An 11727-nucleotide genomic window follows, 5' to 3' on the forward strand; every position below is an offset into this window, starting at 1 on the left:
TTCTACAAGGACTTCGAATACGCGGCCCTGCAGCGCCACCTGAAGATCCTCGACCAGGTGGCGGTCGATGTGCGCCAGACGCCGACCGGAGTGGTGGTCGACTTCCTCAAGACCGGCGTGCCGGACAAGCTGCGCCGCCGGCTCGACGTCGGCGACTTCGGCACCCCGGTGGCGCAGATCACCACCGTGCCGCAGGGCGAGAACACACGCCTGACCATCGAGGCGCGCGGCCTGTGGGAGCAGAGCGTGTACCAGAGCGACACCCAGCTGGTGGTCGACATCAAGCCGCTCAAGGAAGACCCGAACAAGCTGACCCAGGGCTCGCAGGGTTATCGCGGCGAAAAGCTGTCCTTCAATTTCCAGAACGTCGAGGTGCGCGCGGCGCTGCAGGCGATTGCCGATATCTCGGGCCTGAACATCATCACCAGCGACAGCGTGGCGGGCAACCTGACCCTGCGCCTGAAGGAGGTGCCGTGGGACCAGGCGCTGGACGTGATCCTGCAGGCCAAGGGACTGGACATGCGCAAGAACGGCTCGGTGATCTGGATCGCGCCGAAGGAGGAGTTGCTGACCAAGGAAAAGCTGGAACTCGAACAGCGCGCGCAGATCGCCGACCTGGAACCGCTGAAGTCGGAAATCTTCCAGCTCAATTACCAGAAGGCCGAGGCGTTCAAGACCGTGTTCGGCCTGGACAGCGCCGATCCCAAGATGCGCATCCTGTCCAAGCGCGGCAGCGCCATCATCGAGCCGCGCACCAACCAGCTGTTCGTTACCGACATCGCCTCCAAGCTGGACGACGTGCGGCGCCTGATCGCCAAGACCGACATCGCCACCAAGCAGGTGCTGATCGAAGCGCGCATCGTCGAGGCCAGCGACACCTTCACGCGCAACCTTGGCGCCAAGCTCGGCTTTGCCGACATGCGCACCATCCGCGGCGGCGATTCCGGCTACCAGATCGGCAACAGCAACACGCGCGTGGCGATCGGCGGCAACCTGACCGGCATCGGCCAGACCACCGGCCAGGTCAAGGTCACCGACAACAGCTTCGACAACACCCAGTTCATCAACCTGCCGGCGGCCGCCATCAACGGCGCGCAGGCCGGCAGCCTGGCGGTCAGCCTGTTCTCGTCGGCCGCCAACCGCTTCCTCAACCTGGAATTGTCGGCGCTGGAGGAAGACGGCGCCGGCAAGATCATTTCCAGCCCGCGCGTGGTTACGGCCGACAAGGCGGTGGCGCTGATCGAGCAGGGCATCGAACTGCCGTACCAGGTGGCCACCAGCAGCGGCGCCACCTCGATCCAGTTCCGCAAGGCCAACCTGCGGCTGGAAGTCACGCCGCAGATCACGCCCGACGGCAACGTCGTCATCGACGTCGACGTCAACAAGGACAGCGTGGGCCAGGAAACCCGCTCCGGCTTTGCCATCGACACCAAGCACGTCAAGACGCAGGTGATGGTCGACAACGGCGGCACGGTGGTGCTGGGCGGCATCTATCAGCAGACCGAACGCAGCACCACCGACAAGGTGCCGCTGCTGGGCGATGTGCCGGTGCTCGGCTATCTGTTCCGCAGCAACTCCAAGACCAACGACAAGACTGAATTACTGGTGTTTATCACGCCGAAAATCGTGGCAGAGCGCGTCTCCACGGCTCGGTAATTAACTTGAATGGGATGGTTTCATGAAAAAGATCATAGGATGGCTGGGCGCGCTGGCTGGTGCCGGCTTGTTGGCGGCGTGCGGTGGCGGCGGCGGTTCGCCGGGGACCACCGGCAATGGTGTCGCGCCGTCCAAGGTGCAGAGCGTGACCCTGACGGCCAGCGCGGCGACCATCGCCTCGTCCGGCCTGGACGGCACCGAAGTCACGCTGACCGCCATCGTCAAGGATGCCGGCGGCAATGCGCTGGCCAATGAGACGGTCAGCTTCAACGCCAGCTCCGGCACCGTCAGCAGCACCAACCGGGTCACCAACACCTCGGGACAGGTGGTGGAAAAGCTCAGCGTCAAGGGCGATTCGTCGCTGCGTACGATCACCGTCACGGCCAGCGCCGGCTCGGCGACGTCGGCGCCGGTGAAGATCGACGTGGTGACGGCGGTGCCCAGCCTGACCCTGACCACCGACACCGGCACGCTGGCTTCGGCCGGCACCAACCAGGTGACGGTGACGGCGCTGGTGCGCGACGCCAGCAACAACGTGCTGCCGGGCGTGACGGTGGACCTGAAAACCGATTCCGGTGCGCTCACCCTGGGCACGCGCGTGACCAACGCCCAGGGCATCGTCACCGAGAAACTCAGCACCGGCGGCGACGCCACCTCGCGCGCCATCAAGGTGACCGCCAGCGTGCCGGGCGCGGCGCCGGTCAGCACGGTGGTGAACGTGGCCGGCAACAAGCTGAGCATCAATGCCGCGCCGACCATCAATGTCGGTTCCAGCGCCGATGTCACGGTCACGCTGCTCGATTCGGCCAGCAATCCGCTGAGCGGCAAGCCGGTCAGCTTCAGTTCCAACGCCAACGCGCTGACGGTCAAGGGCGGCGGCGCGGCCGTCACCAATGGCGCCGGACAACTGGTGCTCAGCTACGCGGCCAGCGGCGGCACGGCGGACGTGATCACGGTCAAGTCCATGGGCGAGATCGCCTCGACCGGCATCGCCATCAATGCCTCGGCGTTCGCGGTGCGCGTGCTGGACGCCGGCGGCGCGGTGGCCGGCTCGGCCGCCATCAACGTCTGCCAGCAGGTATCGGTGACCAGCGCGCCGGGCAGTTCGGTATCGGTCAGCAGCTCGCGCGGCGCCATTTACAGCGATGCCGCCTGCAGTGTGCCGGCCAGCGGCGCGGCGGCCCTGTCCGGCGGCGCGGCCACCGTCTACCTGAGCGCCACCAGCCCCGGCGTGGCGACCCTGACCGCCAACGCCGGCGGCCAGACCGCCCAGACCAGCGTGGAATTCGTGGCGCTGGTGACCAATGCCTCGACCATCAGCGTGCAGGTCGACCCGGCCGTGGTGGGCGCCAATACGGCCGGCAGCACCAGCCAGCAGGCCACGCTGCGCGCCATCGTGCGCGACGGCACGGCGCAGAACAACCTGGTCAAGAACGCCAGCGTGGCGTTCTCCATCGTGAACGACCCGAGCGGCGGTTCGCTGACCCAGCCGGCCGTGGTGGTCACCGGCGCCGACGGCGTGGCCAGCACCAGCTACATCGCCGGCACCTCGGCCACCGCGCTGAATGGCGTGAAGATCCAGGCCCAGCTGATGGGCGGCAGCAACCCGACCGCGACCGCCAGCCTGACGGTGGCGCAGAAGTCGCTGTTCATCAGCGCCGGCACCGGCAACACGGTGGGCACGCCTGCCGCCGCCACCTACCAGGTCGATTACGCGGTGTTCGTCACCGATGCGGCCGGCAATGCGGTGCCGGGCGTCAAGCTGACCGCTTCGGTGCAGCCGGTGACGTACTACAAGGGCTACCTGCAATACGCGGCGCCGCAGGGGCCGTGGCAGCCGGCGGCGCGCACCGCCTGCGCCAATGAAGATGTCAACGGCAACGGCATCATCGATGCCGGCGAGGACATCAACGGCAACGGCCGCCTCGATCCGGGCATCCCGGTGCAAGTCACGCCGAGCGTCACCACCGACGCCAGCGGACAGGCCACGGTGTCGCTGGTGTATCCGCGCGACCACGTCTATTGGCTCGATGTGAACCTGACGATACGCGGACAGGCCAGCGGCACTGAGTCCAGCTACACCTCTCTGGTACACTTGATGGGATTGAGCACCGACTACTCCGACCAGAACAAGACGCCGCCGGGCGTGAACAGTCCATACGGGGTGGCAACGCAGTGCAGTAACCCGAATTGACTTGGATCGTGAATGCAAAATGTGTTTCTAGTCGGCCTGATGGGGGCGGGAAAGACCACCATCGGCCGCCTCCTGGCCCGCAAGCTGGGGCTGAGGTTCGTGGATTCCGACCACGAGATCGAGGCGCGCACCGGCGCCTCTATCCCGTGGATCTTTGAAATCGAGGGCGAAGCCAGCTTCCGCCGCCGCGAGGCCGACATGATCCGCGAGCTGACCGCGCAGCCGGACATCGTGCTGGCCACCGGCGGCGGCGCCATCCTGAACCCCGACAACCGCGCCTTTCTCAAGGAGCGCGGCACCGTGGTGTACCTGCGCGCCACGGTCAACAGCATCCTGCAGCGCACCGCGCACGACAAGAACCGGCCGCTGCTGCAGACCGCCGATCCGCGCAAGAAACTGGAAGAGCTGATGGCGGTGCGCGATCCGCTGTACACGGAGATCGCCGATCTGGTGATCGACACCGGCCGTCCTAACGTACAATCGATGGTTCAGACCATCATGAACCAGTTGGAAACCATGGCTTGCGAGGCCGCGCCCAACTGCGTCACTTACGCCGAACCTTCGATGAACGAACAATCCAACATCCTGTTAAACGTGGAACTGGGCGAGCGCAGCTACCCGATTTCCATCGGTCCCGAGCTGCTGAACGACGCCGCGCTGCTGGCGCGCCATGTGCACGGCGGCAAGGTCGCCATCGTCACCAACGACACCGTGGCGCCGCTGTACCTGGCGCGCGTCGAGAGCGCGCTGCGCGATGCCGGCAAGCAAGTCATCACCGTGGTGCTGCCGGACGGCGAAGAGCACAAGACCTGGTCCAGCCTGATGCAGATCTTCGACAGGCTGCTGGAAGCCAAGGCCGACCGCAAGACCACCCTGCTGGCGCTGGGCGGCGGCGTGATCGGCGACCTGACCGGCTTCGCCGCCGCCAGCTACATGCGCGGCGTTGATTTCATCCAGGTGCCGACCACCTTGCTGTCGCAGGTCGATTCCTCGGTGGGCGGCAAGACAGGCATCAACCACCCGCTGGGCAAGAACATGATCGGCGCGTTCTACCAGCCGCGCGTGGTGATCGCCGACACCTCGACCCTGGAAACCCTGCCCGAACGCGAATTGGCGGCCGGCCTGGCGGAAGTGATCAAGTACGGCGCGGTGATCGACCTGGCCTTCTTCGAATGGATCGAGGCCAACATCGGCAAGCTGGTGGCGCGCGACAAGGGCGCGCTGGCCTATGCGATCGCGCGCTCGTGCGAAATCAAGGCCGACGTGGTGCGCCAGGACGAGCGCGAAGGCGGCCTGCGCGCCATCCTCAACTTCGGCCATACCTTCGGCCACGCGATCGAGGCCGGCATGGGTTATGGCGCCTGGCTGCACGGTGAGGCGGTCGGCTGCGGCATGGTGATGGCGGCCGACCTGTCGCAGCGCATGGGCCTGGTCGATGCGGAGACCGTGGCGCGCGTGCGCAAGCTGGTGGCCGCGGCCGGTCTGCCGGTCAAGGCGCCGGACCTGGGCGCGGCGCGCTGGCTGGAGCTGATGGAAGTCGACAAGAAGAACGAGGGCGGCGCCATCAAGTTCATTCTGATGAATCCGCTGGGCTCGCCGAAGATCACCAACGCGCCGCAGGAACTGCTGCTGGCGACGCTGGCGGCCTGCGTGTAAGCGGGGGCGGTGATGGCGCCGGAAGAATACCTCGCACCCTACGCGGCCCACTCGGAGGGCGGTGCCGGCCGCCGCTACCCGGAGACCGCGCATGCCTCGCGCAGCCAGTTCCAGCGCGACCGTGACCGCATCATCCACTCCTCCGCCTTCCGCCGGCTCGAGTACAAGACCCAGGTGTTCCTCAATCACGAGGGCGACCTGTTCCGCACCCGGCTGACGCACAGCCTGGAGGTGGCGCAGATCGGCCGCTCGCTGGCGCGCAACCTGCGGCTCAATGAGGACCTGGTCGAGGCGATCGCGCTGGCGCACGACCTCGGCCACACGCCGTTCGGCCACGTCGGCCAGGATGTGCTCAACGAGTGCATGAAGGAATATGGCGGCTTCGAGCACAATCTGCAGAGCCTGCGTGTGGTCGATGAGCTGGAGGATCACTACGGCGCTTACAACGGCCTGAACCTGATGTTCGAAACGCGCGAGGGCATCCTCAAGCACTGCTCGCTGAACCATGCGCGTCAGCTGGGGCCGGTGGCGCAGCGCTTCATCGACCGCACGCAACCGTCGCTGGAGGCGCAGCTGACCAACCTGGCCGATGAGATTGCCTACAACAGTCACGACATCGATGATGGTTTGCGCTCCGGCCTGATCACGATCGGGCAGCTGGAGCAGGTGGATTTCTTTGCGCGGTTGTGGCGCGATGTGCAGCAGGCGTATCCGGGCCTGATCGGCCGGCGCGCGATTTACGAAACCTTGCGCCGCCTGATCACGGCGCTGGCCGACGACCTGATCGCCACCTCCACCGCGCGCATCGCCGACGCCGCGCCGCAACATATCGATGACGTGCGCCTGGCGCCGCCGCTGATCCGTTTTTCGGATGGCATGCGCAAGGATGCTACCGAGCTGAAGCGTTTTTTGTACGCCAATCTGTACCGTCACTACAAGGTCGGCCGCATGCGCGTGAAAGCCAGCCGCATCGTGCGCGAGCTGTTCGATGCGTTCATGGCCGAAGCGGCGCTGCTGCCGCCCGATTACCAGGACAAATCCGGCGATGTCCACAAGCAGGCACGCAAGATCGCCGACTACATCGCCGGCATGACCGACCGCTACGCCATCCGCGAACACCGGCGGCTGTTCTCGCTCGACGAACTCTGATCCAGCTCAACAGCGACAAGCGCTGAGCTTGACGTTCACCAGTGCACGGCCGAAGATGGGGAACGGGAGGCGGCCATGGAACAGCAAATAGGCGAGCGGGTCAGTGCACTGGAAACGGACGTGGCCGTGATCCAGTCGAATTACGTACGCCGCGATGAATTCGCCGATCTGCGCACCGAAGTCCGTGTCGGCTTCGCCAAAGTCGATGCCCAGTTCGCCGATGTCAATACCCAGTTCGCTCAGGTCAATACACAGTTTGCCCAAGTCAATACTCAGTTCGCCAACGTGTACGCCCGAATCGATCATCTGGAACAGACGATGAATGCCAGACTGGATAAGGCCATCGCGACGATACTGCGGTGGGTGTTCGCGATGCAGTTCAGCACGCTCGCCGTGGTGCTGGCCGTGGTGAAGTACTTCTGACAAACTGATGCCATGAACGAGCGAACCGACGAGCGGGTAGCCATACTGGAGACAGACGTCGCGGTCATCCAGTCCAACTATGTTCGCCAGGATGCGTTCGCCCAAACGAACGGCAAGATCGACCGAAATTTTGCCGAGTTGAACGGCAAGATCGGCCGAAATTTTGCTGAGCTGAACGGCAAGATCGACAGCAACTATGCATCCCTGGACGGCAAGATTGACCGAAATTTTGCTGAGCTGAATGGCAAGATCGACGGCAACTATGCTTCCCTGGACGGCAAGATGGACCGAAATTTTGCCGAGTTGAACGGCAAGATGGACCGAAATTTTGCCGAGTTGAACGGCAAGATCGACCGAAATTTTGCCGAGTTGAACGGCAAGATCGACAGCAACTATGCATCACTGGACGGCAAGATCGACAGCAACTATGCTTCCCTAAACGGCAAGATCGACAACAATTTCGTGATCCTGAACGGCAAGATCGACGCCAATTTCGCGGCGCTGGACGGCAAAATCGATAGGGTGGCCATGACGATCCTGAAATGGACCTTTGGCATGCAGATCAGCATCGCTGCCTTTTTGCTGGCAGCGATCAAATATCTCTAGAACATGCGTTGCTGCGCCTCACGGCGGTCACCTAACAATTCCAGCAGCAGTTTTTTGACAGGCGCGGGCAGGGCGGCGTCGGCCAGTTTGCCGGCGTCGTACCAGACGTAGCCGGCTTCGGCAGCCATACCCTGGCGGCGTGCCAGCGTGACCTGGTAGGGCGCGATGTGCAGCTTGTAGTGCGTGAACACGTGCGTCACTGTCGACAGCCGGTCGTAAGATTCCATTTCGCCGAAACGGCTCACCGCCAGCGTCAGCGCATCGTGGTCGGCGTCCGCGACTTCATCATCCTCGGCGGCGATGTGGCCATCCAGTTCCGGCAGCGACAGCAGACCACCCCAGATGCCGGTCGGCGGCCGCTGTTGCAGTAGCACCTGGCCACCATCGACGATCGCCAGCATCACCGTGTGCTTCTCGGGCGTCGCCTTCTTCGGCTTGCGCACCGGCAGATCCTTGGTGCGCCCTGTTTTGAACGCCACGCAGCGCAGCTGCATCGGGCAGCGCTCGCACGACGGACTGCTGCGGGTGCACAGCGTGGCGCCCATGTCCATCAGTCCCTGCGTGTACGATTCGATGCCTGACTCGGGAAGCAGGGCTTCCGCACGCCGCCACATGGCTTCCTCGGTCTTTTTCTCGCCCGGATACGTGTCGATGCCGAACACGCGCGCAAACACACGCTTGACGTTGCCGTCCATGATGGCCGCGCGCCGGCCGCTGGAAAACGCCGCGATCGCCGCCGCCGTCGACCGGCCGATACCCGGCAGCTCTGCCAGCAGCACCGGATCCGATGGAAACACGCCATCGTACTCCGCCACCACGCGCTGCGCGCACTTGTGCAGGTTGCGCGCGCGTGTGTAATAACCGAGGCCGCTCCACTGCGCCATCACATCCTCCACCGGTGCCGCCGCCAGGTCGCGCAGGGTAGGGAAGCGCTCCAGGAAGCGCGCGTAATAACCGAGCACCGCCGATACCTGCGTCTGCTGCAGCATGATCTCCGACAGCCAGATCAGATACGCATCGCGCGTGTTCTGCCACGGCAGGGCGTGACGTCCGTGGACTTGTTGCCAGCCGATCAGGTCGGCCGAAAAACCGGGGTCTTCAAAATTCTCTACTGCGACTACCTTCATGCTGTTCCTAATCAAGCCGCCGCATCGAGGGCGACGAATTCCGCGTTGATGGCGCCGCTGATCGCCAGCGCCAGGTCGTTGAGACGCTGCTTCTGCGCTTCCAGCTCCTGCTGGCTGCGCTCGAAGGCGTCGATTTTCTGCTCCAGGCTGTCGGTCGCATCGTGGATGCGCTGGATCGACGCCAGACGGTGTTTGAGCTGATCCTTGTGCTGGCGGATCTGCGCCTCCAGCGGCGCCATGATCACCTTCAGCCAGGCTTCCGCATCGTTATTGGCGGAGCGGAAGCAGCCGCGCACGCGCGAAGCGATGGTGTCGAAGAACTTCTCCATCAGCACCACCCGGCTGGTGGTGATCAGCGTGGCCGTGCCAAAGGTCTTGTAATAGATCGCCTCGATGCTGGCCATCTCCTCGCGGTAGCGCTCCAGCGAAAACGGCATCGGCAGCGCCAGCGTCAGTCCGTGTTCGCTGGCGAAGCGGCGGTACATCACCCCCATCATCTCGCTGATTTCGACGGTCTTGCGCTCGGCCGCGTCGAGATTGGCGCGGGTGCGCACGAAGTAGGCGCGCACCGCGTCGCGCACGCCGATGAAGAAGCGGCTGCGCTGCATCTCTTCGCGCACCTGGTCGATGTCGTCGCGCACGATGTCCATGCCCATGCAGGTGTACAGCTCGGTCGACAGCCGCGTGAACACCGCGCGCGTGGCCTGCAGCTTGAACAGGCTGGCGTCGAATTCCTTCTTCTCGACATCGATACGGCGCATCATGTGCGCGATCACGTTCTGGTTCTTGCCGCGTAATCCGCGCAGCTCGTGCAACTGCTCGACGATGCCGCGGATGCGCGCGTTCAGCATGCCCAGTTGCGCCGCGCTCAGCGCCTGCAGTTCCTCGTCCAGCTGCTTGCGCACGATTTCCTTCTTGGCCGGGATCAGTTCGTTGAACAGCGCCGCTTCCAGCGCATGCAGCCGGCTGCGCGCCTGCAGTTCGACATCGCGGTTGATCTTGCCCACCAGCGCCTTCTGCGCCGACACCGGGAACACCTGGCGCGGCTCCAGCGACAGCACGTGCGCCACATTGGCCTGCTGGCGTTCGATCTCGGCGTTGACGTCGTCCTCGCTGCGCAGCTCGTCCCACATGCTGTCGATCTTGTTCAGCACCACCAGCCGGCCGGCGCCGGCGCCGATGTGGTTGCGCCAGACTTCGATATCGCTCTTGGTCACGCCGGTGTCGGCGGCCAGGATGAACAGCACCGCGTGCGCGTTCGGAATCAGGTTCAGCGTCAGTTCCGGCTCGGTGCCGATCGCGTTCAGGCCCGGCGTGTCGAGGATCACCAGTCCCTGCTTCAGCAGCGGATGCGGAAAGTTGATGATCGCATGCCGCCACTGCGAGATTTCCACCTGGCCGTTGTCATCGAGCGTCACCGGCAGGTCGGGGTCGTCCTCGTCGTACAGGCCGTAGCGCTCGGCTTCCTCCACCGGCACGTGGCGCGTCTTGCTGACCTGCTTGAACGCCTCATGCATCTCCGCGCCGGCCTCCAGGTTCAGCGGCAGCACGGTCCAGGCGGATGGCTGGTCGCGATAATCGGTGGTGGACAGGTTGTCGGCCCGGGTTTCGATCGGCAGCAGCCGGATCGACGGCGCCAGGCTGGCATCCCACAGCAGCTCGGTCGGGCACATGGTGGTGCGGCCGGCCGCCGACGGCAAAATCCGCTGGCCGTAGTCGGCAAAAAAGATGGCGTTGATCAGTTCCGATTTGCCGCGCGAAAATTCCGCGACGAAGGCCACCGACAGCTTGTCGTCGGCCAGCCGCGCCAGCGTGCGGGCGATGCGCTGCTCGGTGGCGGCATCGGCCAGGGCAGTATCGGCCATCCACGCCTGATAATTCTTCAGCGCGGTGACCACGCCTTGCCGCCAGGCGCTGTACTGTTCGAAATCCCTGACCATCATAGCCCTGCCCTTATTTTTGGCAATTCACACAATAGAAGGTGGAGCGTTGACCCTGTTTGATCTGGCGGATCGGCGCCGCGCACACGCGGCAAGGCACGCCAGTCCGATCATAGACGAAATAAGTCTGCTGGAAGTAACCCGACTGCCCGTTGACGCTAATAAAATCCTTGAGCGTGCTGCCGCCCTGGACGATGGCTTCGGCCAGGATCTCGCGGATCGCTTGCGCCAGCTTGGCGTAGCGCGCCAGGCTGACGCGCCCGGCCGGCGTCTTGGGATTGATGCCGGCACGGAACAAGCTTTCCGATGCGTAAATATTGCCGACGCCAACGACGATATCGCCGGCCAGCAACGCCTGCTTGACCGGCGCGCTGCGCTGGCGCGTGCGGTCGTACAGCAGCTTGCCGCTGAAGCCAGCTTCGAGCGGTTCCACGCCCAGGTCGCGCAGCAGCACGTGGTGTTCGAGTTCGCCATCGGCGGCGTCATGCCACAGCACGGCGCCGAAGCGGCGCGGATCTTTCATGCGCAGCACCTGGCGGCCTTCCGGACCAGCCACTTCGAGATCGAAATGATCATGTTTTTCCGGCGCCATCCCCGGCGGCAGGATGCGCAGGTGGCCGGACATGCCTAGGTGGATGATCATGGTGCCGTGCTCGAAATGCACCAGCAGATACTTGCCGCGGCGGCCCGTGCGCACGATCCTGCGGCCGGTGATCAGCTGCGGCAGATCGGGCGGGAACGGCCAGCGCAGCCCTTCGCGGCGCATCACCACGCTGGTCACGATACGGTCTTCGATGTGCGGCGCGACCCCGCGCCGGGTGACTTCGACTTCTGGTAATTCTGGCATCTGTCTCGTAAGGCTGAGGAAAAAATGGCGGGGAGAGACTGGCCGCATGGGAATATTTGGTTACACTAGTGAAACCACGCCCCGCATGCGATCGGCGTAAAATCCAGTGACATTGCTGACTTGCCAGGA

General features: G+C 64.3%; 9 protein-coding genes. 6 read left to right on the plus strand and 3 right to left on the minus strand.

The window, feature by feature from the left end; genetic code table 11:
• The 6 genes from E4L98_RS03080 to E4L98_RS03105 form a co-directional block, all read left to right on the plus strand.
• The coding region (locus tag E4L98_RS03080; protein ID WP_135200106.1) for a type IV pilus secretin PilQ at positions 1-1656 on the plus strand (1656 nt) is incomplete at its 5' end.
• Between the two features lie 22 nt (positions 1657-1678).
• On the plus strand, positions 1679-3850 hold the full coding sequence (locus E4L98_RS03085) for an Ig-like domain-containing protein (protein WP_135200107.1): 2172 nt from the start codon (positions 1679-1681) through the stop codon (positions 3848-3850).
• A gap of 12 nt (positions 3851-3862) precedes the next feature.
• Complete coding sequence (gene aroKB / locus E4L98_RS03090; RefSeq protein WP_135200108.1) at positions 3863-5506, plus strand: bifunctional shikimate kinase/3-dehydroquinate synthase AroKB; 1644 nt, start codon at positions 3863-3865, stop codon at positions 5504-5506.
• A 12-nt stretch (positions 5507-5518) separates the two neighbouring features.
• Positions 5519-6655: a deoxyguanosinetriphosphate triphosphohydrolase gene (locus tag E4L98_RS03095; protein ID WP_135200109.1), complete on the plus strand. Its 1137-nt coding sequence runs from the start codon at positions 5519-5521 to the stop codon at positions 6653-6655.
• A 75-nt stretch (positions 6656-6730) separates the two neighbouring features.
• Positions 6731-7078 carry a hypothetical protein gene (locus E4L98_RS03100; protein WP_135200110.1) on the plus strand — a complete coding sequence of 116 codons (348 nt, stop codon included), beginning with the start codon at positions 6731-6733 and terminating at the stop codon, positions 7076-7078.
• Between the two features lie 12 nt (positions 7079-7090).
• Positions 7091-7684, plus strand: a complete 594-nt coding sequence (locus tag E4L98_RS03105; protein ID WP_135200111.1) for a hypothetical protein — start codon at positions 7091-7093, stop codon at positions 7682-7684.
• Here E4L98_RS03105 and mutY read toward each other — a convergent pair.
• The 3 genes from mutY to mutM are packed head-to-tail and all read right to left on the minus strand — an operon-like array spanning position 7681 to position 11598.
• Entirely contained in the window at positions 7681-8811 is a 1131-nt protein-coding gene (gene mutY, locus E4L98_RS03110; RefSeq protein WP_135200112.1) for an A/G-specific adenine glycosylase, read from the minus strand. The genes E4L98_RS03105 and mutY overlap by 4 nt on opposite strands.
• An 11-nt stretch (positions 8812-8822) precedes the next feature.
• Positions 8823-10751 (minus strand): dynamin family protein, encoded by a 1929-nt coding sequence (locus E4L98_RS03115; protein WP_135200125.1) that lies wholly within the window; start codon positions 10749-10751, stop codon positions 8823-8825.
• 13 nt (positions 10752-10764) lie between these two features.
• A complete protein-coding gene (mutM, locus tag E4L98_RS03120; RefSeq protein WP_135200113.1) occupies positions 10765-11598 on the minus strand; it encodes a bifunctional DNA-formamidopyrimidine glycosylase/DNA-(apurinic or apyrimidinic site) lyase in 834 nt (277 codons plus the stop codon).
• Positions 11599-11727 lie beyond the last annotated feature (129 nt).

Source organism: Duganella callida (assembly GCF_004614165.1).
In the GTDB taxonomy this organism is placed as follows: domain Bacteria; phylum Pseudomonadota; class Gammaproteobacteria; order Burkholderiales; family Burkholderiaceae_D; genus Rugamonas; species Rugamonas callida.